The sequence below is a fragment of the Brevibacillus sp. B_LB10_24 genome, assembly GCF_046036945.1.
Taxonomy (GTDB): domain Bacteria; phylum Bacillota; class Bacilli; order Brevibacillales; family Brevibacillaceae; genus Brevibacillus_C.
In genome coordinates, this window is sequence record NZ_JBJQOQ010000001.1 from 188,127 (window position 1) to 211,326 (window position 23,200).

Consider the following 23,200-nt stretch of genomic DNA (forward strand, 5'->3'; position numbering starts at 1 on the left):
TTGTATGCCACCGATTGTCATTGTAACAGACAGCGCATCCGACATTGACCAGTCCCTGCAGCAGACGCTGGGAATCGAAGTCGTTCCCCTGAAGGTGAGATTTGGCGAAGAAGAGTATCTGGACGGCGTCACCCTGCGTGCGGATCAATTTTACGAAAAGCTCAGGCAGTCACCGGTGCTGCCGATGACCTCGCAGCCTTCGACAATGGATTTCGCCGCCAAGTACAAGGAGATCATCGCGAGGCGCGGACCCGATGTCCAAATCATCGTACTGACCCTTTCGGCTGCGCTATCCGGCACCCATCAGTCTGCAGTGATTGCCAAATCCATGCTGGAGGAAGCAGCGGATATCACGGTGATTGACTCCAAAAAGGCTTCGTTTGTCTACGGATTAATCGTGGTCGAAGCGGCCCGCGCGGCTCTGGCGGGACAGTCGAAGCAGCAGGTGCTCGACCTGATCAACCGCTATATAGAATCCATCCAGGTCTACTTTATCATCGATACGCTTGAATTCCTGCAAAAGGGCGGACGAATCGGCAAAGCGTCTGCGTTCCTTGGTTCTCTGCTCAACATCAAGCCCATTTTGTACCTGGATGAAAGCGGAGTTGTGACCCCGTATGAGAAAGTGCGCGGCTCCAAGAAAGCGGTGAGCCGGATGATCGAACGGCTGAAGGAGTATGCAGGGACCTCTCCTGTCAAGGCGGCGATTATCCATGCCCAGTCGCCAGAGGAGGCGGAAGCATTGCGGGAGCGGGTCCAAACGGAGATGAACGTGGTCGAAGCCTTTCAGGCCGAGGTCGGCCCTGTCGTCGGTACTCATACCGGCCCTGGGGTGCTCGGCTGCGCCGTGGTGAAGGTGTGACGTACATAACAGGAGCAGGCGCTCCCGCTGTTGGCGGGGGCGCGTTTTTTACCGCATAGGAAAGTATAACTTTCCTATCGGCATAAAAAGCATCCATAAAAGAAGAACCAGCTTCTTCGAGATGGCTTCGATAGAAGCTTTTTTTACGCCTCCTGCCTGCAGTGTTTGATCGTGTCGATGAACCCATCCCACCCGCCGGATCGCTCCCGCAAGATGTGCGGACAGTTTTTGCCGCTCCAATGGTGGTGCTGCACGACGGCGTCAATGCCAAGCCCGAATTGCTCCAACAGCCTGGCGACCAGCTGCGCAGCCCGCTTTTCCGCTTCGCTGCGATTCCCATCGGCATTTTCGCATATCTCGATTCCGATGCTGGAGCTGTTCCCGGGGCCGTCTTCGTCGCCTGCGTGCCAGCCGGTTTCGTCGAGCGGCAGATGCTGTACGATGTTGGTATCATCGACGGTGAAATGCCACGAAACGAAGCGCTCTGCGGCTTCGCTGCTCTTCAGGTAGCCGGCGTGTCCCAAGGCGTTGGCTCCCGGACTTGGATTATCGGTATCGTGGATGGTGATGAACCGGATCCCGATCAGTTTGGTCCCGGGTCGATTGGGGTGATTTGCGGGAATAAAGTCTGTCATGATGTTCACGATTCTCGCGGGTCTCCTTCCTCTATCGTTGGGATGCGGCAGCCAGGGCTTGCTTGCGATCGTCCGGATGTGCCGCACCCGTCATGGCTCGTACCGCCTTAGGATGCGCTTCTCCTGTTAAATACAATCTGATCAGGCTAAAGAAGCGAAAAAAGGGACGGCCTTTGTCTTGACGACTTTTTGGCCAGTCCCTTCACATTCACTCAACTGTCGGCTGCGGGATCGTTACGTACGAAGCAGGGTTGACGAGTGTACCGTCTTGCGAGATTTCAAAATACAGGTGGGGCCCCGTGCTTCTCCCGGTGCTTCCCATTTCACCGATTGTCTGCCCTTGTCCTACCTTGTCTCCTTTATTGACGTGGATGGTCTCCAAATGGGCGTAAACCGTTTGATAGGCATCGTTGTGTTGGATGACGATTCGATTTCCGTCCGTTTGCTGATAGCCTGCATCGAGGACAACCCCGTCAGCCGCAGCATAAACAGGTGTCCCTGTCTGATTGGCAATGTCTATTCCCGGATGTTCGGCAGCGAATTCTCTTGTCAGCTTCCCCGCGGCCGGCGGGACAAAGGGGGATGCCTCGCTCATGGTTTTTGTCGGGTTGCCCAACGTCGCGGCAGCCAATACCGCGAGTAAAAGTACGCCAAAAAAGGACCAGGAATAAGTGGATCGCCTAAAACGCTTAATCATTTCAAGTCTCCTCCTCAAGTGTTTTTTATAGCCCAGAAAACGCACCGTATACGTTATCTGAGGCGGACGTGAATGCATCTCCAACAATTTGACCAACGTGAAACCGTATTTTTTCGGATCCTGCTTGTCCATGTATGTAAGGGCCATCGAGTCGCAGGCAATCTCCTGATCCCGGCGCATGACGGAAACGGCATACCAGAGCAGCGGGTTGAACCAATGCAGGATGAGCAATGAACTCATCACGACGTTCACGGCAATATCGTTGCGCTTCAAATGGGATAATTCATGAATGAAAATATGGGTTAACTCGCAACTGTCAAACTCGGCTGCCACTTGTGCCGGAAGCAGTATGCGCGGACGCAGCCAGCCGATCAACGCTGGGCTTTTAATCGTCTGACAGACTACCAGCGGGACGTGCCTTTTCTGCCCCAACTTCCGTTTGCAACGTTCAAATACTTCCAGGATTCTTTGGTCCTGTACCAGGGCAGCACCCTTCAGGTTGGAAGCGAACATGCGATACTTGAACAACGCATACAGGGCAAGAAAGATCACACCGAGCAGCCAGATCAGGGCCAGGATGTTCATCCAGATGCCTCCTAGATGGACATCGGAAACGTTTGCCGGTACAAACCAACTGCTCAATGGTACATGCTCTCCCGTCAGGTAGGCGGCAGGGGTGCCGCTTACAGGCGTTTGCATCGCCGGCGCGGCGGGAATCAGGAAGCGGACAGTGCCTGGCAGCAGGTTGTACAGGCTGACAGGACTTTCGAACGTCCATGGTATGAGGAGCTTTACGATCACCAAGAGCCAGATGACATCGTGCATTCTCGCTGATAAGCGATATCTGAACACAAATTTGCACAGCAGGATCAGACATACCAGGATGCTGGCTTGCAAGGAACTGGACCAAATCCAAGTAGTGACGCTTCTTACAAAGACAAAGAAGTTTTCCAGTGTCATCCCCTGTCGATTGACACCTCGTTTGTATTGTTTTTCAAAATAGTCAATTCATTCACCTCCTTTGTTAAGAAATGGAATCGATGATATCTGAAATAGATATTACAATTGTAATCAATAGTAGTCAATCAGGAAATAAGGATACAATTGCCTGTATAGCGCTTCGCTTTTCTGTAGGTTACAATAGAAGAAAGATCCGAACAGATTGCCTGTGCTCTCATCAAGCGCCGCTTTCGGCTGGGAGGAGATACTGGTTGAAATATAAAAGTGTATTTGACATTATCGGGCCGGTGATGGTTGGGCCGTCCAGTTCACATACTGCGGGTGCCGCCCGGATCGGACGAGTTGCCCGGATGCTGTTTGGCCGGCAGCCGAAACAGGCCGAGATTACGTTTTACGGTTCGTTTGCCAAAACGTACAAAGGACATGGCTCCGATGTTGCCACAGTTGCCGGAATCCTTCATTTTGATACATTTGATACACGTCTGAAAGATTCGCTGCGGATCGCCAAGGATGTAGGCGTCGATGTTATTTTTCTAACATCCGAGGAGCTGACCGACCACCCGAATACGGCACGGATCCGGTTGAGCGACGAAAATGGCAGTGCAGAGATTGTTGGCGTTTCGATCGGCGGCGGAAAAATCGAGATCACCTGTGTCAACGGCTTCCCGTTGAAGCTCTCCGGCAATGAACCGACACTGCTGGTGCTGCACGAGGACCGCTACGGAATGATCGCCAGCGTAGCGCAGGTGCTGGCGAAGTACGAGACGAATATCGGGCACATGGAGGTGTCGCGCGGGGAACGCGGTGCCAAAGCACTGATGGTGATCGAAGTGGATCTGCCGATCACTGCAGGCCTCGTTCGCGACGTTGAGCAGATCCCCCATATACTCGGGGTATCGGTGCTGTCACCCGAGCCATGATGAAATAGCAAGCGGAAGGAGCGGACAACATGTTTCGCAACGTGGCTGAACTTGTCGAGTTAGCCGAATCAGAGGGAAAAAAGATCTCGGAAGTGATGATTGAAGCGGAGATGAAGGTCTCCGAGCGCACACGCGAGGAAATCATGCAGCAGATGTACGCCAACCTGGATGTGATGGAAAGCGCCGTCCAGCGGGGATTGACCGAGGATATACGCTCCCACAGCGGGCTTACCGGAGGAGACGCCAAGAAACTGCAGCAGTACATGAAGGAAAAACCGTTTTTATCCGGACCGACGCTGCTGAACGCCGTGAGCATGTCGATCGCGGTCAATGAAGTGAACGCCGCGATGGGGACGATTGTCGCTACTCCAACGGCCGGAGCTTGCGGGATCGTGCCGGGGACGCTGTTCGCTGTCTCAGAGAAACTGAAGCCGACGCGCGAAGAGATGGTTCATTATCTGTTTGCGGCCGGAGCGGTCGGCTTTTGCATAGCCAACAACGCCTTTATCTCGGGAGCTGCCGGAGGCTGCCAGGCGGAGGTAGGCTCGGCTACAGCGATGGCGGCAGCGGCGATCGTCGAGATGGCCGGCGGCACCCCGGAACAGTCGTCACAGGCTGTGGCCATCGCGCTGAAAAACATGCTCGGTCTAGTGTGTGACCCCGTAGCCGGATTGGTTGAGGTGCCCTGTGTTAAGCGAAACGCGATGGGAGCCGCGATCGCGACAGTGGCGGCCGACATGGCGCTTGCCGGGATCAAGAGTGTAATCCCGACGGATGAAGTCATCCTGGCGATGTACCGGATCGGCTGTACGATGCCCAATACGCTGAAGGAGACGGCGCAGGGCGGATTGGCAGCGACGCAGACGGGACGGCAGCTGGAGGCAAAAATCTTTGGCGTCCCAATCAACCGGTAAGATGGAACGAGTGTCATTGGCAATGCCCGTAACTGCCTTGGCCGGGGTAGGAGAGGAGCGGGCAAAAGATCTGGCGTCGCTGCGAATTGAAACCGTACAGGATTTGCTGGAGTACTTTCCATCCCGCTATGAAGATTACCGGATACGCGACTTGACAGAGGTACAGGACGGCGAGAGGGTTACACTGGCTGGCACGATCTACGGTGAACCCTCTGTTCGTTTTTACGGCAAGCGCAAATCCCGCATCTCTGTCCGTATGGTCATCAACCGTGTCGTCGTCACTGCCGTCTGGTTTAACCAGACTTATGTCAAAAATCAGCTGTCGCCGGGAAAAGAAATCATCGTTACAGGCAAGTGGGACAAGCACAAGCTGCAGATTACGGTAAGTGAAATGACCGGGGTTGATTCGCCGCGAGCGCAGAGGCGAAGCGACCTCGTTCCCGTCTATCCGCTCGGCGGCGACGTCTCCCTCGCTTTTTTGCGCCGGACGATTCAAACCGGACTGCGCCAGTACGGCGACCAGATCGGGGAGATCCTGCCGCAGCCGCTGGTTGAGCGCTACCGCTTGATGCCGCGTCGCGAGGCGATTCAAGCGATCCACTTTCCGCGCGATCTGGCGGAGGGCAAGCAGGCCCGACGGCGGATCATGTTTGAAGAACTGTTCTTGTTTCAATTGAAGGTGCAGGCTCACCGGCGGATCGCCAAGCAGCAAACAGAGGGAGTCAAACAAGAGATACCGCTTGAAGAGGTGCGACAGTTTATTCGCTCTCTGCCGTTTCCGCTCACCGGGGCGCAGAAGCGGGTGGTCAAGGAGGTTACGAGTGATATGCAGGCCGGCTTCGCGATGAACCGGCTGCTGCAGGGAGATGTCGGGTCCGGCAAGACCGTCGTCGCGGCGATTGCTCTGTTTGCCACGGTGAAGGCGGGCTTTCAGGGCGCGCTGATGGTCCCGACGGAAATCCTCGCCGAGCAGCATCTGCAGTCACTGCAGGCGCTGCTGGAGCCGTACGGCCTGCAGATCGCTCTGCTCTCCGGTTCGCTGACGGCGAAAAGGCGGCGGGAGATCATCTCTGCCTTGCAGCTCGGCTTGATTGACGTCGTCGTTGGCACACACGCCCTGATCCAGGAAGACGTCTCCTTCCGACAGTTGGGCCTCGTGATTACAGACGAGCAGCATCGCTTCGGCGTGGAGCAGCGGCGCATTCTCCGCAGCAAAGGCCTGTCGCCCGACGTTCTGTTCATGACGGCTACGCCGATTCCGCGAACGCTGGCGATCACCGCCTTTGGCGACATGGACGTCTCGACGATCGATGAGATGCCCGCCGGACGCAAACCCGTCGACACCGTCTGGGCCAAACACGGGCAGTTCCACCAGGTTTTGGAGCGGATGCGCGGTGAATTGGCGAAGGGGCGGCAGGCATACGTCATCTGTCCGCTGATCGAGGAGTCGGAGAAGCTGGATGTGCAAAATGCGATAGACGTGCATCAGCAGCTAGCCGTCTACTTTCCGGAGTACAGCGTCGGCCTCATGCACGGGCGGCTGCCCGCCAAGGAAAAGGACGAGGTAATGCAGGCATTTGCCCGCGGGGACGTGAACGTGCTCGTCTCCACAACCGTTGTCGAGGTTGGCGTCAATGTGCCCAATGCCACGTTCATGGTCATCTACGACGCCGAACGGTTTGGACTGGCCCAGCTTCACCAGCTGCGCGGAAGGGTAGGGCGCGGCGCCGAACAATCGTACTGCGTGCTGATCGCCGATCCCAAGACAGAGGTGGGCAAGGAGCGCATGCGGGTCATGTGCGAGACGAATGACGGCTTCGTTCTGTCCCAGCGCGACCTGGAACTGCGCGGACCGGGGGATTTCTTCGGGACCAAGCAGAGCGGTCTGCCGGAATTCAAAGTGGCTGATTTGCTGAGCGACTACAAGGCCCTGGAGGTGGCCAGGCAGGAAGCGGCTGCGCTGATCGGAGACAAGCAGTTTTGGCAGGATCAGCTTTTCGCTCCGCTGCGGGATTATCTGCACCGCGAGGGCATCTTGGAAGGAAAAGTACTGGATTGACGAAAAATGCGTGCCCCCGCCGCCGGCGTGCCCGTCAAGTGAATGAAAGCACCGGCTATGGGAGAAACCTACAATCAGGAAGGGATGACGGGAGCGAACGGGGAGAGAGGTATGGATTTTGGCATCGACGCCCTGACGATTGTCGCCAGATTGTGTGTAGCGGCACTGCTTGGCGGTTTTGTCGGCTGGGAGAGGGAGCGGCGCAATAAGCAAGCCGGGTTTAAAACGCATTTGCTCGTCTCGGTAGGCTCGGCTTTGGTCATGCTTACCTCCATCTACGGTTTTGGCGACTACAACAATCCCGAGGCCCGGTACGATCCCGCCCGGCTCGCCGCCCAGGTGGTGAGCGGCATCGGCTTCCTCGGAGCGGGAGCGATCCTGCGCCGTTCCAATCTGGTCGTCTCCGGACTGACGACGGCGGCCACCTTGTGGGTGGTGGCCGGTATCGGTCTTAGCGTCGGGGCCGGCTTCTACCTTCCGGCAGTGGTCACCACCGGGATCGTCTTCGTCAGTGTCGTGCTGCTGCGCGGGGTGGAAGAGCGATACGCATCGCCGATGCAGGATGTGACCCTGCAGATGAAAATCTGGGATCAGCCGGGCATCCTGCACCGGTTGAGCACGGCGCTCGAAGGGGAAGTAGCCGAGATCCGCAGTGTCTCCGTAACCGAATCAAGGGAGGAGAACGGGCACCCCTATCTCACGGTCAGGCTGCGCGTTCGCCTTCCGGCGAGGAAAAAGCTGCTTGATTTCGCCGGAAGGCTGGGAGAAATAGAAGGAGTGCAGGAGGTTCACTCCCTTGACTAATGCGGTTCCTATTGCAGAGAGGCGAGGTCCGATTTCGACGTCAGATAGATCCACTTGCCGTCAGCGCTGGATCCGATGACCCAGTTGCCGCCCGGCAGATGTTCCATGATCGCCCAGCGCTTTTGCGTGTCAGCATCAAACAGGGTGATGCTCTCCTGCGGTGCGACGCCGTCGGGGACATCTTCATACTTGTGTCCGACCATCAGATGGGTACCGTTTATCCAATAATTCCCGGGTACGTTGATGTCCTGATAGACCAGCTCCTTGCCTTTGTACAGGCCGGCATTGGGGTACATCTTGTACTTGCCGTCGCTGGAGCTGCTAAATCCGGACCAGGCGTCCTCGTCAACCGGAGAGTTCCAAGTGCTGATCTGTTTCGTTTGCCAGGAGTACATATACCGCAGTTCGGCTTGTTTGTCTGGATCCCGCATCGCAAAGTAGACGTACTCGCCGTCGTCATAAAAATAGATAGGCAATGGGTTGCCGCTCAGTTCGTTGGGCGGCACATTTCCTTTTAATGCGCCCGAGAGCCGCTCAAATGTCCCGTTTTCCAATGCGTACACGACCAGGTCGAGGTTTGCCTGCTGCTGTTCTTCGCCCACTGCCAGCAGCAGATGCGAGCCGTCCCGGCTAAAGCTGGAGCCGTAGATATGCCCGTCTACCCGAACCGGAACTGCCGTCTGACTTTCCGGAACGACGGTCTGCTCGTCTGGCTGTTTGTAAAAGAAGCCGCGGCGGTCGGCGATGAACGTGCCGGGCCCCATGTAGTTGGTGGCCAGCGGAACCGGATACGAAATCAGCTGCTTCTTTTCAACATCGTACAGGCCGTACAGCCGTTCCAGTTCTTTATCACACTCGCAGTACTCCTTAAAGCGGGAGAGGAAAAAGTAACGGTCGTCCATGCCAAGCTGTTCAAACATGTACGGCTCGGACAGCGAACTCAGCCGCTCCCGTACCTTGCCATCGAGTGAGATGCGCCAAAGCTGATCCGGTTTGGTGACAGTGGCAAAGAAGTTTGGCTGCTCATCCAGCACCGTTCCGTTTTGGGTTTGGGCTCCCTTGACGTCGAGCAGGTAGGAATCGCTTATCTGTCGGGGCTTGGAAGCGGGCACTTCTGCCGTTACCAGCAGCTCTTGGTCGTTTTTCCAGGCAAACGCAAGCTCAGGCACAAAGGAGTACGGCCAATCCTTTTGAAAATCCTTCGCCCTCTCCTGCAGCGTTTTTTCTACAGAATCGCGCTGCATCGGCTGGCGAAAGTACAAGGTGTACTCCTGCGGGCCGTCCGACACCAGCGTACGGATTGGAGAATGCAAACGAGGTTCTGAGTTGAGTTGGATCAGAACCTCGTCTGTCATACTGGCGTAGTCAAATGGTGTATCTTGTTTAGGCCCCGCTGCCGTTTCATTCATCTGATCACGGATCAGCGGCGGTTCGGGAGGCTGTATATCGATCGGCTGGCGGACAGCGTCCGAAGAGGCAGAGCACCCTGTCAGGACGAGCAGAGTCAAAGGGATCAGCAAAGTTGAGATTGCTTTCATCTTCCACACTCCTCGCGCAAAAAGTTTTATTCTTTGTAGTATTTGACGTCTGGATTCGCCAATCCGTTACTTATTCGGGCCGAGAAAAAGCGTGGAATGAATTGGCAGGACCGGGAGGGGACATTCATCAACTTTATGACATGATAAAGCTTTGATATTTAACATTATATAAAATATAAATTATAATCTGTACTAACAAATAGTCCGAACATTCAGTCTTGTAATGGGTATTTCTTTTCGTACATGCAGATTTCAAGGAAGGAGGCGGCGAAAGGATAACAGAATATATCTGAATATTCGGTTAATTAAATTCGGTTTTTAGCCCTGGATCATTGATGTACCGATACGGTCCGAAGAGGATCAGAAAAGAGGGGATTCCCGTGGGTTCCGTTGTAAAAACCTTATCCTTTCGCAGGATATTTGTCGTGGCCGGGCTTAGCTGGGTTTTTGACGCAATGGATGTAGGACTCATCTCTTTTATTGCTGCTGCTTTGATGGGGGAATGGCAGTTGACCCCGCAAGAGACCGGCTGGATTGGCAGTGTCAACGCCATTGGCATGATGATCGGCGCCATCGTGGCCGGTTCCCTGGCAGACCGCATTGGGCGCAACAAAGTGCTGATGTTCACGGTGCTGCTGTTTTCGATTGCCAGCGGCGCTTCGGCGCTCGCTCCGACGTTTGCCGTGCTGCTCGTACTCAGGTTCTTCATCGGCCTTGGGCTGGGGGGAGAGCTTCCCGTCGCCTCCACCCTGGTAGCGGATAACGTACCCGCCCACAAACGGGGACGAATGGTCGTCCTGCTGGAGAGCTTTTGGGCTGTAGGCTGGATCCTGTCAGCGGTGATCGCCTACTTTATCATGCCGATCTTCGGCTGGCGCTCGGCGTTAGTCATCGGCGCACTGCCGGCACTCCTGGCGATATACATGCGCTGGGGACTTCCTGAGTCTCCCGCTTTTCAAGCGCCGGGCAGACCGAAAACGACCATGCTGCAAAACCTGAAGGCGCTCTGGTCTCCCAAGTACGCCCGCCCGACAGCCATGCTGTGGATTCTCTGGATTTTCGTCATGTTCTGCTATCACGGCATGTTTTTATGGCTGCCGTCCGTGCTGGTGATCAAGGGATTCGGCCTGATTAAAAGTTTCGGATACGTGCTGCTGATGACGCTGACGCAATTGCCGGGGTTCTACAGCGCAGCATGGCTTGTCGAGAAGGTAGGGCGGAAGTTTGTTCTGATCACCTATCTGGTGATGTCGGCCATCAGCGCTTACTTCTTCGGCACGGCGGAGACGCTGCCTGTCCTGATCGCCGCAGGCATGGCCTTGTCGTTTTTCTACCTCGGGGTTACAGGCACCACCTACGCCTACACAACCGATCAGTACGAATCTGACATCCGCGGCACGGGTTCCGGGTACGCCAACGCGGCAGGGCGTATTGGCGCAATCGCAGGTCCGCTGGCAGTCGGGTATCTGGTAGCGGCAAAAGTCTCGTTTACAGCCATCTTTACGCTCTTTTTTATCGCAAGCATGCTGGCTGCGATCAACGTCCTGCTCCTCGGCAAAGAGACGCGGGTAAAAGAGGAGCCTGACCACAAGGAAGCTGCTCTCGTTCAAGAGAACGCTTGATCTTCATTTTTGGCATATCACCGGTTGTTTGCGAAAAGGGGGTGAGGCCGAGCGGGAGAGGAGTTTGTAATAGATGCGGAAATACCGACGGAGGAGGGTTTATAGATGGCAAGACTCGTTGATTTGACGATGCCCTGGGGACCGGAGGTACAGGGGCTGGAGGGACATCCTCCGATCACGTTTACACCGATCACGACACACGAGGCGGAAGGGCGGTCCAATACGGAAGTCCGTTTCAGCATACACACCGGCACCCATATCGATTCGCCCTATCACTTTTTCGCGGACGGAAAGACAATCGAACAGCTTCCCATCGATCTGTTCATCGGGCCGGCTGTCCTGGTCGATCTGCGGGAAGCAGCTTCCCCGAATCATGAGATTTCTCTGTCAGAGCTGCAGACGGTCGGCCAAGTGACAGCCGAACAAATCCATGGAAAGCGAGTAGTGCTGTGGAGCGGCTGGGCATCCGAGCATTGGAATAAGCCGGATCTCTATGCCGACAACCCGTATCTATCCGAGGAAGCGGCGGCCTGGCTGCGGGACGCCGGGATCGCCGCGCTGGGGTTGGACTTTGCCGTAGACGGAGCGGCGCCGTATCCCAATCATCCGATTTTGCTCGGGAGTGAAATTCCCTTGATTGAAAACCTGGTGAATCTGCACTTGATCGGTTCCCGTGATTTTACGCTGATCGCACTGCCTCTGCCGGTGGTGGGCGGGGATGGCTCCCCGGCGCGCGTCGTGGCACAAATCGAGGAGTAAGGGGGAATCTGCATGGATGTAGCCGGAGAGATTGTGGTGAACGCCGGCAAGGAGGAAGTGTGGCGGGTGCTGAACGACCCTTCGGCTTTGCAGAAAGCCACACCTGGCTGCAAGACTTTGACGGAGATTGGACCCGATCATTATCAGGCAAAGATCAGCGTAGGAGTGGCTGCGGTTCGCGGAGAGTACGAGTCCACGATTCAAATATTGGAGAAGCGCGAACCCGACCGCTACCGCTTGGTGATGACCGCCAACAGTCCGGTTGGATTTGTCAGCGGAGACGCGATCGTAGAGCTGGTCTCCGAAGACGCCAAGACTCACATCCAGTACAGCGGAACGGCCCAGGTAGGCGGCAAGATCGCCGGAGTCGGACAGCGGATTTTGGCCGGGATCGCCAAACTGATCGTCAACGACTTTTTCAAGAAGATCGCCAAGGAGACGAATGCCCAAATCAATTGAGAAAAGGGAGGAAGAGAAGATGGATCTTGGATTGAATGGCAAGGTCGTATTGATTACCGGCGGGAGCAAAGGGATTGGACGTCAGACCGGGTTGACGTTTCTGCGGGAAGGCGCCCGCGTGGCACTGGTGGCGAGAAATCCGGAAGATTTGCAAAAGGCTAAGGATTTGCTGATAAGCGAGGTGCCGGGTGCCGACGTTTTGACGGTCTCGGCTGACCTGCAGCACGAGGCTGACGCCCAGGAGGCCGTTCGCCAAACCGTTCAGCACTTCGGCCAAATCGATATTCTGATCAACTGCGCCGGAGCAGCCCCGGGCGGACTTCTGCTGGATCTGACCGAAGAGGACTGGGATTTTGCCCTCGGCCTGAAGTTTCGCGGCTACCTGCGGATGGCAAAGGCGACGATTCCGCAATTCCTCGTGCAAAAACACGGCGTTATTGTCAACGTGATCGGCAACGACGGGGTCAAGCCTTCCTGGTGGGAACTGACCGGCACAGCCGTGAACGCAGCCGACCTGGCAGTCATGGAGGCGCTGGCCAACCAGTACGGTAACGAGAATATCCGGATCAACAGCGTCAACCCCGGACCAGTCGATACCGGGCGCTGGGCGACGCTGACCGAGGCATATGCCCGCGACATGGATATCAGCATTGAAGAAGCCAATGACGCCGCCGCCAAATCGATGCCGTTCGGCCGGATCGCGACAGCTCAGGAAGTGGCCGACGTGGTCGTCTTCCTCGCCTCCGAGCGGGCCAGCTTTGTCCACAATGCGGCGCTGACGATTGACGGCGGCCAGATGAAGGCGATCTTGGACAGAAAACAGCAGCGGCTGACAACGGCCGAGAAGGCTGCGGCGGAGTAATCCAAGGATGAAAATCGGCGTCGTCCAATCGAACAACCTGCAGGGGCGGATCAATCTGCCGCATAACCGGAAAGCGAATCAAAACAGGATCGAAGCCGCCTTTCGCAGCGGGGCCGAAGTCGTCGTCCTGCCCGAGTGCTCCAACCACCATTACATCGTCGGCTCCAGGCAGGAAGCGGACGAACTGGCCGAGACGCTGGATGGACCGAGCGTCTCGGCCTGGCGCGAGGCCGCCGCCAGGCACGGCGGCTACGTCGCCGGCGGAATCATCGAGCGAGAAGCGGACTGCTTGTACAACACCGCTGTGCTGGTCGGCCCCGGCGGCATTGTCGGCCGCTACCGGAAAGTGCACCTGTTCGACTGGGAAACGGAGTACCTGACACCCGGCAACCTGGGATTTCCCGTGTTTTATCTGGATTGGTTTGACGTTCACATCGGGATGCTGATCTGCTACGATCTGCGGTTTCCCGAAGCGGTCCGCTCACTGGCTTTAGCCGGATGTGAACTGCTGCTCGTCCCCACGACCTGGACGTCGATCGGCAAATCGATCCTCTGGGATGAAAAGGGGTACTGCCTGGCCAACTACCTGGCGGTGGCGCACAGCTACAGCAACCGGATCGCCATCGCCTGCGCCAACCGCGCCGGGGAGGAAGGCGGGGTGCAGTTTCTCGGCTCGAGCCTGGTCGTCGATTCCCAGTCGCGGATCGCGGCCGGTCCGGCGGCAAAGCGCGAGGCGGATGTGCTGATCGCGGAGATCGACCCGAAGCTGTCGCGAAACAAGCGCGTCGGGACGAAAAACGATCTGCTGCTCGATCGCTGTCCGGGCCAGTACACCCTGCTTGCAAAACAGAATCAGAGTGCGACCATACAAGGCGAAAATTCAAGTGTTTGACGGCACTTGAATTTTCGCCGTCAGAAAGGGGTGCGAAAGATTGTCTGTGACAAAGCTGAATCACATCGGCATCATCGTTTCCGATCTGGAAGCGGCGATCTCGAAGTACCAAGAGGTGCTGGGGGTCAAACTGGACCGGATCGAGGACTATGGAGCAGGTTTGCTCCGCATCGCGTTTTTTCCATTAGGGGAGGTGCTCTTGGAGCTGATCCAGCCGCTTCGGCCCGGCAGCACCGCCTGGGATTTTTTGCAGGAGCACGGCGAAGGGATCGAACACCTGGCGTTTCAAGTAGATGACATCGCAGCAGAGTGCAACCGCCTGATCAGGGAGAACATTCCCGTCGCGGACCAGGTACCGCGGGCAGGAGCGGGAAACACGCAAATCTGTTTTTTAAAGCGGGAGGCCTTATGCGGCGTCCTGGGAGAATTCGTCGCGGAGGGGGATTGCAGTGAAACCGGCAGTGTTTGACTACTACAGCCCGCAGACGGTGCATGAGGCGCTGCTGTTATTGGAACAGCACGGTTTTGAGGCCAAGATCCTCGCGGGAGGACAAAGCTTGATTCCGACGATGAACATGCGCCTGGCGAGCCCCAAGGTGTTGATTGACCTCGGCCGAATCGGCGACCTGGAGTCGATTCGGCTGACGGAGGAGGAGATTCGGATCGGAGGTATGACCCGGCAGTATCTGATCGAGCAATCGCCTGAGGTAGCACGCGATTGTCCGATGCTGGCGGAGGGCATCAAGCTGATCGGCCACCCGCAGATACGCTCGCGGGGGACGGTCGGGGGAAGTCTGGTCCACGCCGATCCGACGGCAGAGCTGCCGGTCATCCTCTGCACGCTTGGCGGAGCGGTCACGCTGGCCTCGCTTGACGGTGAGCGCGTTGTTCCGGCTGAAGAGTTCTTTCTGACTTATCTGACTACAGCAATCGAACCAAATGAAATCTTGGTCGCGGTGCAAATTCCCCGGATTCAAGCGGGAAGCGGTCACGCGATTGAAGAATTCGCGCTGCGCAAAGGGGATTTCGCCATTGTGCTGGCTGCTGCGGCGGTAACCTTGGATGAAGCAGGGAAAATCGCCGCCGCCAGTCTCGGCCTGGGCGGTGTGGACGGGGCTCCGGTCAAGCTTGATCAAGTGACAGATGCGCTTCTCGGCCTGGAGCCCGACAGCCGGCTCATCCAGGAGTGCTGTGAACAGATCAGAGACATCGTCGAACCAGAGGCCGATATTCACGCGAGTGCAGAGTACCGGCGGGATTTGAGTGTCACCTTGAGCAGGCGCGCACTGGAGACGGCACTCAGTCGCGCCCGGCTGAGCCTGTCCGGATCGGACAATCGATAGGAGGCGGTAGCATGAGCGATCACACGCTGGAAACACCTGCAGCCAACGCACCGGGACGTACGCTGGCCAATGTCCGTTTGAAGGTCAACGGAGTGGAGCACACCGTGTCCGTCGAGCCGCGGATGCTCCTCTCGGATGTGCTCCGGGACGAATTGGGTTTAACCGGGACCCATGTCGGCTGCGAACACGGAATCTGCGGAGCTTGCACCATTATCATGAACGGACGGCCAGTCCGCTCCTGTCTCGTCTTCGGAGTCCAGGCGAACGGCTCCGAACTTTTGACGGTAGAGGGACTGGCGGAAGACGATGGACCGCTTCATCCCCTGCAGGACGCGTTTTGGGAGTGTCACGGCCTGCAGTGCGGCTTTTGCACGCCGGGCATGCTGATGACGGCGTACCACTTTTTACAGGAAAACCCGAATCCCAGCCGCGAGGAGATCCGCGAGGGCATCTCCGGCAACTTGTGCAGATGCACCGGTTACCAGTCGATTATCGATGCGGTAGAACAGGCGGCCCGCATCTGCCGGGGAGGGAAGTGAGCTTGATGACGATAGGCACCAGCGTAAAGCGTGTGGAGGATCCGCGCCTGGTCAGGGGAAAAGGCCGCTATGTGGGGGATATCCAACTGCCTGGACAATGTGAAGCGGTCGTCGTCAGAAGCTTGCACGCTCACGCCAACCTGCGGTCTATTCGCACCCAGGAGGCCGCCAATCGGCCGGATGTTCTGCTGGTCTTGACGGCGAACGATCTGCCGGATGATCTCCCGCCGATTCCGATGCGCTTGTCGCCGGAGGGATCGCTGGAGCTTGCCCTGCAGTATCCGCTGGCAAAGGATAAGGTCCGCTACGTCGGCGAGCCGGTCGCGCTGATCGTGGCCAAAAACCGGTACGCCGCCGAAGACGCTGCTGAGCTCGTCGAGATCGACTATGAACCGTTGACCCCGGTGGCGAGCGTCGATCAGGCACTCTCGGCAGGTGCGAGCCTGCTGCATCCGGCTGTCGGCAGCAATGACTTGTTTGTCATCCACTCCCAAAAAGGCTCGGTAGCGGAAAAGCTGAAGGAATCTCCGCATGTCTTGCAGGAGGAGCTGTACGTGCAGCGGCACACCGGTGTGCCGCTGGAGACGCGAGGGCTGCTCGCCGTCTACGACCCAAACAGAACCAGCGGGAAACTGACCGTGTACGGCGCCGCCAAAGTAGTCCATTTTAACCGGCAGATCCTCGCCAGGCTGTTAAAGCAGGATGAAAGCCAAATCCGCTACGTGGAAACAGACGTAGGCGGAGGCTTTGGCCCGCGCGGCGAGTTTTATCCCGAGGACTTCCTGGTTCCATACGCCGCCATGCAGGTTGGCCGCCCGGTCCGCTGGATCGAAGACCGGCTGGAACACCTGGTCGCCACTAACCACTCCCGGCAGCAAAAGCACCGCGTGACCGTCGGCTTTACTGACGAAGGGCGGATTCTCGCTCTGCGCGACGAGATCTTTGTGGATACGGGCGCGTATATCCGCACCCACGGGGTGACGGTTCCCGCCTTGACGCAGGCGATGCTGCCCGGTCCCTACGATATCGAAGCGCTCGAGCTGACCACCCACGTCGTCGCTACCAACAAAACACCGACAGGAACGTACCGGGGACCCGGCAGATTTGAAGGCACATTTGTGCGGGAGCGGGTGATGGACATGATCGCCAAAGCGCTGAGGCGCGATCCGCTCAAGGTGCGGGAGATCAACGTCATCCGGCCGGAGCAAATGCCTTACTCCAACGGGATCGCCGCGCTTGGGCAGGAGGTGGAGCTGGACAGCGGAGATTATCCACGGATTCTGGCTCACGTGCGCCGCGTGATGAACTGGGACGGATTCGCCGCGAGGAAGGCGGAAGCGGCAGCCTCAGGCCGGCTGCTCGGCATGGGGCTGGCGATGTTTGTGGAAAAATCCGGCCTTGGGCCGTGGGAGTGGGCTGAGGTGGAGCTGCTGGAAAATGGCGAGGCCTGCTGCAAGACGGGTCTGGCCGATGTAGGTCAAGGCGTCAAGACGATGCTGGCCCAGGTGTGCAGCGACCGGCTTGGCCTCCCGTACACCAAGATCCGGGTGGTTCACGGAGACACCGCCGTCGTTCCCAAGGGAAATGGATCGTTTGCCACCCGCGGAACGGTCATGGGAGGGACGGCGGCCTGGCAGGCGGCTGACACGCTCCGGAGCAAAATGCTGCAGACTGTCGCCGGTCTGCTGCAGATCGAGACCGCGCAGCTTGCTCTTCAAAATGAGTCAGTCGTCTTGAAGGCAACCGGTCAAACGCTGCTCTCCTTTGCACAATTGCTGGAGGAATGCAGGCGGCAGGGCATCCGGCTGCGGGAAGAGTACACCTTTTCGGCAGCCCATATGACATACCCCTACGGTGTCCACGCCGCTGAAGTAGACGTGGATCAGGATACGGGACAGGTCAAGATCAACCGGTACTACCTGGCCTATGATGTCGGCCGTGCGATCAATCCGCTGCTGGTGAAGGGGCAATTGGTCGGCGGCATGGCGCAGGGACTGGGAGGAGCCCTGTTCGAAAAGCTGCACTACGACGAGACCGGGCAGCTTTTGTCGGGAACGTTCATGGATTACCTGCTGCCAAGCTCGATGGAGGTGCCTGAAGTGGAAGTGGAGATATTGGAGTGGGCGCCGTCTTCGCTCAACCCGCTGGGTGTAAAAGGCGCAGGAGAAGGCGGTACCGTGGCAGTGGCGCCCGCTGTAGCCAATGCTGTCTGCGATGCGCTTCAGGATTACGGGCTTGCCGTCACTTCCCTGCCGATCCGCCCAGAGCTGATCAGACAGGCGATCCGCCAGGGAAAGAACAGGCCGAAAGGGGCTGAAGTGTTTTCATGAAGTGGTTCGGAAAGCCGATCAAACGAAAAATTGACCCGCGGCTGCTGCGAGGCGGCGGACGCTATGTCGCTGACATAACCGTGCCGGGCACGCTGAGCGCCGCTTTTCTGCGCAGTCCGCACGCCCATGCGCGAATTGCCGACATCAGCCTGGAAGAGGCGCGCGGGCTGCCGGGAGTGGTGGCCGTATACGGACCTGAGGACGCCGTGGACTTTCCCTATTTGCCCTTGCTGTTTCCCCATGCCAGCCTGACTCCGGTCACCCAGCGCCCTCTGAACCGGACGGTGCACCACGTCGGTGAGCCTGTCGCCATGGTGATTGCCGAGACGCGGTATATCGCGGAGGATGCGCTGGATTTGATCGATGTCCGCTACGAGCCGCTGCCCGCGGTCGCCCATCTAGAGGACGCGATTAGAGCAGACGCCCCGCTGGCCCACGATCACCTCGGCTCCAACCTCGCGGCCCGGTTTACCCAGTCGATCGGCGATGCAAAGGCTGCCATGCAGGCAGCCGACGTGGTGGTTACCCAGCAGTTTCAGATCGGCAGGGTAAGCTGTTTGCCGATCGAGACCAGGGGCCTTTTGGCCCTCTGGCGGGACGAGGGGACAAACCCGGCCTTGGAAGTGTACGCCGCTACGCAGAATCAGCATGAGATGCGAAGTACTTTGGCGAGGTTGCTCGATCTTCCGGAGCGTCAGGTGCGGGTGATCGCCCCGGACGTCGGCGGCGCGTTTGGGGCAAAAGCGCCGTTTTATGTGGAGGATTTTCTCGTCTGCTGGGCGGCTCGCCAGCTCGGTGCACCCGTCCGCTGGGTGGAAGACCGCATGGAGCACATGATGAGCTGCATTCACGAGCGGGAACAGCTCCACGAGGCGTCGCTCGGCGTGAGCGCAGACGGAAAGATTCTCGCCGTCACCGACGCTATGCTGGCCAATACAGGAGCGTACGTGCCCTGGGGCATCATCGTGCCGCTGATGACCTCAACGCTGATTCCTGGGCCGTACAAGGTGCCCCATTACTTTTGCGACGTCCAGGTTCTCTACACCAATACGGTTCCATTGGCGCCATTTCGCGGGGCGGGCAGGCCGCAAGCCGCCCTGATCTTAAACCGGCTGCTCGATCAGGCCGCGCAGAAGCTGAATCTGGACCCGCTCGAAATCAGGCGCAGAAACCTCATCCAGGCGGATGAATTCCCCTATCGCACCGGCCTGTTGTCGAGGGACGGCTCGCCGCAGGTGTACGACAGCGGCGATTACGCCAGGCTGCTGGACGAGGCGGTCATACAAAGCGATTACGGCGGCTGGCGGCAAAAGCAGGAAGAAGGCCGGCGGATCGGGCGGCAGATCGGCATCGGCACGGCGGTGGCGATTGAAAATACGGGATTTGGCTCCTTCGAGGGAGCGACGGTCAGAGTGGAGACGACCGGAGAGGTGACAGTGCTGACCGGGGCAGCCACGCAGGGGCAGGGACATGAGACCACGCTGGCCCAGATCGCCGCGGAGGTATTGGACGTGCCGCTGCCGCAGGTGACGGTGTGCCAGGGAGATACGTCATTGATTACTTATGGTACAGGGACGTTTGCCAGCAGGATTGCCACGATTACCGGAACGGCGATCTACAAAGCGGCCCAGGCCGTCAAGGAAAAGGCGCTGGCGATTGCAGCCTGCAAGCTGCAGGCGGAAGTGGAGATGCTGGAGCTCGCCCAGGGCTCCATTCGCCTGAAACACGATCCGGCCCGCTGCCTTACTCTGGCGGAAGCGGCCCGTGAAGCCAAGGGATTGTACCCGGGGACGACCTATTCCCTGCCTGTTTCGCCCGGTTTGGAAGCGACCGAGTACTTCGCTCCCCCGGCCGCTGCCGTTACGTCGATGGCGGATATTGCCGTAGTGGAGGTGGACCCTGCTTCCTGTGAAATCAAAATCTTGCAGTACACATCGGTACATGATTCCGGCCGCCTGATCAATCCGCTGGTCGTAAACGGGCAGATCCACGGCGGCATCGTCAACGGAGTGGGCACAGCCTTGTACGAAGAAGTCGTCTACGACCGGCGGGGCCAACTGCTGACCAGTACCCTGATGGATTATCTGGTGCCGACGTCCTGCGAAAGCCCGGAGCTGACGGTAGCGCATATCGAGACGCCGTCTCCGCTCAACCCCTTAGGTGTCAAAGGCACGGGAGAAAGCGGGACCATTCCGGTGCCGGCCGCCATCCAATCCGCAGTGGAGGATGCCCTGCGCCCTTGGAAGATTTCGGTGGACCGGATACCCGTCAAACCGTCCTACATCAGTCAACTGCTGGGCGGCCGTTCGGCAGCGGCTGCTGTCGATAGAGGAGGGGCGGAATGATCGAATCTTCTGGCAAACTCGTCAAGGAAACGGCGGCAATGGCGGTCTACCATCGCTTAAACGAACTGTTCGCCGCCGGAAAATTTCAGATCGGCGAATGGATTCGCGAGAGGGAAATCAAGGAGATTTTAGGGGTGAGCAGTACACCCATCCGCGAAGCGCTGCGAATGCTTGTACAGGAGAGGATACTCGAATCAGTCCCCCACCATGGCGTCCGTCTCCGCCGGCTTACCTTGAAGGAGATCAAGGATTTTTACGAGCTTCGCGCTGAATTGGAGGGTCTGTCGGCAGAATTGGCAGCCAAGCGCGGAGATCAGCAGAAGCTGGAGGCGATTGGGCGGATTCTGGACCTGGCCAGAGCCAATCTGGATCTCGAACTGCCCGATGAAAAGGAGGCAGTCCTGCACAACAACGAGTTTCATCACGCTATTGCTGCCGCAAGCGACAATCACGCCCTGATTGGTTCCCTGTCCCAGCTTCGGGCGACGATCCACCTGCTCTGCTCGATGAGCTGGTCCCGCAACAAGCAGCGGCGGGTCACGACGCTTTACCAGCATCAGGAGATTTTCGCGGCGATTACGGCCAGAGACCCGGAGTTGGCCCGCAAGCGCGCCCGGGAACACATCTGGGATTCGTCGCTTCAGGTGCTCAACGCCGCCAAAGAACTGGAGTCGGAGCTGGCCAGGTAAGAAACAAATCACGACGAGGAGAGATTTGTTATGGAAAACTTTAACTTGTATGCGGCAGCCAGCCGTATTTTGAAAGATTCTGTCAAGCTGGAAGCGGGAGAGAGCGTCTGCATCGTCTCGGATACGAATACGGCGGAGATCGGCGAGGTATTCGCTTCCTGCACAGCTGCGATGGGTGCCGAGCCGATTCTCCTGGTGATCACACCGCGCAAAACGCACGGGGTAGAGCCGCCGGCAGTGGTAGCGGCGGCGATGAAGGCAGCGGATGTGATTCTGCAGCCGATCACCTACGCCATTACCCATACGAATGCGACCAAAGAAGCGCTCCAGGCGGGCAAGCGCGTCTTGGTCATGCGCGGCGTGACCAAAGAGCTGATGCTGTACGGTGCCGTCGGAGCAGATTACAAAGAGATCGACCGGGTGTCCGAACTGGTCAGGAAAAAAATGACAAATGGAGGGACGGTAAGGATTGCCTCGCCTTCCGGAACGGATTTACGCTTAAGCGTCGAGGGCAGAACGGGCATTATGCTGACTGGTCTGGTCAAGGGGCCCGGCACCTTTGCCGCGATGCCGGACGGAGAGGCGGCCATCGCCCCGGTGGAGGGGACAGCGGAGGGGACACTGGTGATCGACCACACAATGGACGGCATCGGCTTGCTCGACGCTCCGATCCGGATGAAGGTGGAACAGGGCAGGGTGACGAGCATCGAGGGCGGGAAATCCGCCGACAAGCTGAGAAAACTGGTGGAAGAGTCAGACGAGGGAGCCCGCAACATCGCGGAATTCGCCATCGGCACCAACCCCAATGCCCGCCTGATCGGCAATATGGCCGAGGATAAAAAAGCGGAGGGAACGGTTCACATCGCGATCGGGGACAGCCATGTGATCGGCGGAACCGTAGAGAGCTCGATCCATTTGGACGGACTGCTGCTCGCTCCCACCGTCTGGATCGACGACGAATGTGTGGTCGACAACGGGAAGCTGCTGATCAAATAAAGGCAAAGGGCCGGGTTCCTCGCTGTGAGGATCCCGGCCTTCTTCAGGCGTGATCGCATAAAAGCTCGTCCATGTAAGGGAGCTGGCCTTTTTTGTAAACCAAGGAATAAGATATTTTTTTTGCTGGAATGTCCAGTTGTAAGGGAATGCACTTTAAATTATCCGTCTGAAGCTCTTTGTCCAGAAGGAGCGGAGGCAATAGGGTAATGCCGTAATTGTGCTTGAGCAGGTTGCGGATGATCCCGAGTTGGTTGGACAGCAGCTTCTTTTTGAAATGATAGCGGGATAACAGCGACTCTTCCAAGCTGGTAGCGTAAGGCTTATAGCAGATCAGATTTTCCGATTCCATACAGGTAAAGTCCTCGATGCACGCGTAGCGGGACAAGGGATTTTCCGCCGACAGAATCAATTGAAAGTCTTCTGTGCCAAGCAGATGGCTTTCAAAATGGGCCTCTGCCTGACAATCCGTCGTAAAGGCGATATCGATCGTGTTATCGCGAAGCAGATGAATCACATTGGCTTTTTCGGTAAAGGACAGGCTAATGTCCTGATGAAAACTGTACAATGCCTTGATCTTGTCGATGATAAACGGATGGGTAAACGGAACGGAGCTGCCGATTCTGATCAGGTTGCTTCGGCTGCGGGAGATCAGCTCTTTTTTGGCGGCTTCGATTGACGCGACGACGCTTTGGGCATACGGCAAAAAGATTTGTCCCGCTTCTGTAAGCCTCACGCTTCTCTTTCCCGATTTTCCTCTGGTAAACAGCTCTTGTCCCAATTCCGTCTCTAGATAATGGATCCGATTTGTTACCGTAGGCTGGGGCACGTACAGGTGTTTTGCCGCCTCGGTAAAATTCTGGTACTCGCAAACAGCCAGAAAGGTTTCCAGATACAGAAGGTTTATCGTCGTCAACTCCTCTCCAAAGCAAAATATTAACCGAACATTCTAACTATTTATATCACTATTATATCACA

General features: G+C 57.4%; 21 protein-coding genes. 17 read left to right on the top strand and 4 right to left on the bottom strand.

Features of this window, described 5'->3' with window-relative positions; genetic code table 11:
- The first annotated feature begins 4 nt into the window (after nucleotides 1-4).
- Nucleotides 5-862 (top strand): DegV family protein, encoded by an 858-nt coding sequence (locus ACI7RC_RS00950; protein ID WP_408106342.1) that lies wholly within the window; start codon nucleotides 5-7, stop codon nucleotides 860-862.
- Between the two features lie 143 nt (nucleotides 863-1,005).
- Here the strand turns inward: ACI7RC_RS00950 and ACI7RC_RS00955 are convergent, their stop codons facing one another.
- Nucleotides 1,006-1,497: a peptidoglycan recognition protein family protein gene (locus tag ACI7RC_RS00955; RefSeq protein WP_408106708.1), complete on the bottom strand. Its 492-nt coding sequence runs from the start codon at nucleotides 1,495-1,497 to the stop codon at nucleotides 1,006-1,008.
- 208 nt (nucleotides 1,498-1,705) lie between these two features.
- Nucleotides 1,706-3,154, bottom strand: a complete 1,449-nt coding sequence (locus tag ACI7RC_RS00960; RefSeq protein WP_408106343.1) for a M56 family metallopeptidase — start codon at nucleotides 3,152-3,154, stop codon at nucleotides 1,706-1,708.
- A 251-nt stretch (nucleotides 3,155-3,405) separates the two neighbouring features.
- Here ACI7RC_RS00960 and sdaAB point away from each other — a divergent pair, with 251 nt between their 5' ends.
- From sdaAB to ACI7RC_RS00980, 4 genes are read left to right on the top strand one after another with little or no spacing between them, the layout of a single operon-like run.
- Complete coding sequence (gene sdaAB / locus ACI7RC_RS00965) at nucleotides 3,406-4,074, top strand: L-serine ammonia-lyase, iron-sulfur-dependent subunit beta (RefSeq protein ID WP_408106344.1); 669 nt, start codon at nucleotides 3,406-3,408, stop codon at nucleotides 4,072-4,074.
- Nucleotides 4,075-4,103: 29 nt separating this feature from the next.
- Nucleotides 4,104-4,988, top strand: coding sequence for an L-serine ammonia-lyase, iron-sulfur-dependent, subunit alpha (gene sdaAA, locus ACI7RC_RS00970; protein WP_408106345.1), 885 nt, complete (start codon nucleotides 4,104-4,106; stop codon nucleotides 4,986-4,988).
- Nucleotide 4,989: 1 nt separating this feature from the next.
- Nucleotides 4,990-7,047, top strand: coding sequence for an ATP-dependent DNA helicase RecG (recG, locus tag ACI7RC_RS00975; RefSeq protein WP_408106709.1), 2,058 nt, complete (start codon nucleotides 4,990-4,992; stop codon nucleotides 7,045-7,047).
- A gap of 57 nt (nucleotides 7,048-7,104) precedes the next feature.
- Nucleotides 7,105-7,851, top strand: coding sequence for an MgtC/SapB family protein (locus ACI7RC_RS00980; RefSeq protein WP_408106346.1), 747 nt, complete (start codon nucleotides 7,105-7,107; stop codon nucleotides 7,849-7,851).
- Between the two features lie 8 nt (nucleotides 7,852-7,859).
- Here the strand turns inward: ACI7RC_RS00980 and ACI7RC_RS00985 are convergent, their stop codons facing one another.
- Nucleotides 7,860-9,389: a hypothetical protein gene (locus ACI7RC_RS00985; RefSeq protein WP_408106347.1), complete on the bottom strand. Its 1,530-nt coding sequence runs from the start codon at nucleotides 9,387-9,389 to the stop codon at nucleotides 7,860-7,862.
- Nucleotides 9,390-9,769: 380 nt separating this feature from the next.
- On the opposite strand from ACI7RC_RS00985, the gene ACI7RC_RS00990 reads away from it, so the two are divergent.
- The 12 genes from ACI7RC_RS00990 (at nucleotide 9,770) to ACI7RC_RS01045 (ending at nucleotide 22,225) form a co-directional block, all read left to right on the top strand.
- On the top strand, nucleotides 9,770-11,011 hold the full coding sequence (locus ACI7RC_RS00990) for an MFS transporter (protein WP_408106348.1): 1,242 nt from the start codon (nucleotides 9,770-9,772) through the stop codon (nucleotides 11,009-11,011).
- 105 nt (nucleotides 11,012-11,116) lie between these two features.
- Nucleotides 11,117-11,770, top strand: a complete 654-nt coding sequence (locus ACI7RC_RS00995; RefSeq protein WP_408106349.1) for a cyclase family protein — start codon at nucleotides 11,117-11,119, stop codon at nucleotides 11,768-11,770.
- A gap of 12 nt (nucleotides 11,771-11,782) precedes the next feature.
- Nucleotides 11,783-12,229 (top strand): SRPBCC family protein, encoded by a 447-nt coding sequence (locus tag ACI7RC_RS01000; RefSeq protein ID WP_408106350.1) that lies wholly within the window; start codon nucleotides 11,783-11,785, stop codon nucleotides 12,227-12,229.
- A gap of 19 nt (nucleotides 12,230-12,248) precedes the next feature.
- Nucleotides 12,249-13,091 carry an SDR family oxidoreductase gene (locus tag ACI7RC_RS01005; RefSeq protein WP_408106351.1) on the top strand — a complete coding sequence of 281 codons (843 nt, stop codon included), beginning with the start codon at nucleotides 12,249-12,251 and terminating at the stop codon, nucleotides 13,089-13,091.
- A 7-nt stretch (nucleotides 13,092-13,098) separates the two neighbouring features.
- Nucleotides 13,099-13,983 carry a nitrilase-related carbon-nitrogen hydrolase gene (locus tag ACI7RC_RS01010; protein WP_408106352.1) on the top strand — a complete coding sequence of 295 codons (885 nt, stop codon included), beginning with the start codon at nucleotides 13,099-13,101 and terminating at the stop codon, nucleotides 13,981-13,983.
- 46 nt (nucleotides 13,984-14,029) lie between these two features.
- Nucleotides 14,030-14,452 carry a VOC family protein gene (locus ACI7RC_RS01015; protein WP_408106710.1) on the top strand — a complete coding sequence of 141 codons (423 nt, stop codon included), beginning with the start codon at nucleotides 14,030-14,032 and terminating at the stop codon, nucleotides 14,450-14,452.
- Nucleotides 14,433-15,326 (top strand): FAD binding domain-containing protein, encoded by an 894-nt coding sequence (locus tag ACI7RC_RS01020; RefSeq protein WP_408106353.1) that lies wholly within the window; start codon nucleotides 14,433-14,435, stop codon nucleotides 15,324-15,326. Before ACI7RC_RS01015 ends, ACI7RC_RS01020 begins: the two co-directional genes overlap by 20 nt.
- Nucleotides 15,327-15,337: 11 nt before the next feature.
- A complete protein-coding gene (locus ACI7RC_RS01025) occupies nucleotides 15,338-15,865 on the top strand; it encodes a (2Fe-2S)-binding protein (protein WP_408106354.1) in 528 nt (175 codons plus the stop codon).
- A gap of 5 nt (nucleotides 15,866-15,870) precedes the next feature.
- Entirely contained in the window at nucleotides 15,871-18,195 is a 2,325-nt protein-coding gene (locus ACI7RC_RS01030) for a xanthine dehydrogenase family protein molybdopterin-binding subunit (protein ID WP_408106711.1), read from the top strand.
- Nucleotides 18,192-20,540: a xanthine dehydrogenase family protein molybdopterin-binding subunit gene (locus tag ACI7RC_RS01035; protein ID WP_408106355.1), complete on the top strand. Its 2,349-nt coding sequence runs from the start codon at nucleotides 18,192-18,194 to the stop codon at nucleotides 20,538-20,540. The genes ACI7RC_RS01030 and ACI7RC_RS01035 overlap by 4 nt, the downstream gene beginning before the upstream one ends.
- Nucleotides 20,537-21,229: a GntR family transcriptional regulator gene (locus tag ACI7RC_RS01040; RefSeq protein ID WP_408106356.1), complete on the top strand. Its 693-nt coding sequence runs from the start codon at nucleotides 20,537-20,539 to the stop codon at nucleotides 21,227-21,229. Before ACI7RC_RS01035 ends, ACI7RC_RS01040 begins: the two co-directional genes overlap by 4 nt.
- Before the next feature lie 30 nt (nucleotides 21,230-21,259).
- Complete coding sequence (locus ACI7RC_RS01045) at nucleotides 21,260-22,225, top strand: aminopeptidase (protein WP_408106357.1); 966 nt, start codon at nucleotides 21,260-21,262, stop codon at nucleotides 22,223-22,225.
- A 43-nt stretch (nucleotides 22,226-22,268) separates the two neighbouring features.
- On the opposite strand, the gene ACI7RC_RS01050 is transcribed toward ACI7RC_RS01045, so the two are convergent.
- Complete coding sequence (locus ACI7RC_RS01050) at nucleotides 22,269-23,138, bottom strand: LysR family transcriptional regulator (RefSeq protein ID WP_408106358.1); 870 nt, start codon at nucleotides 23,136-23,138, stop codon at nucleotides 22,269-22,271.
- Between the last annotated feature and the right edge of the window lie 62 nt (nucleotides 23,139-23,200).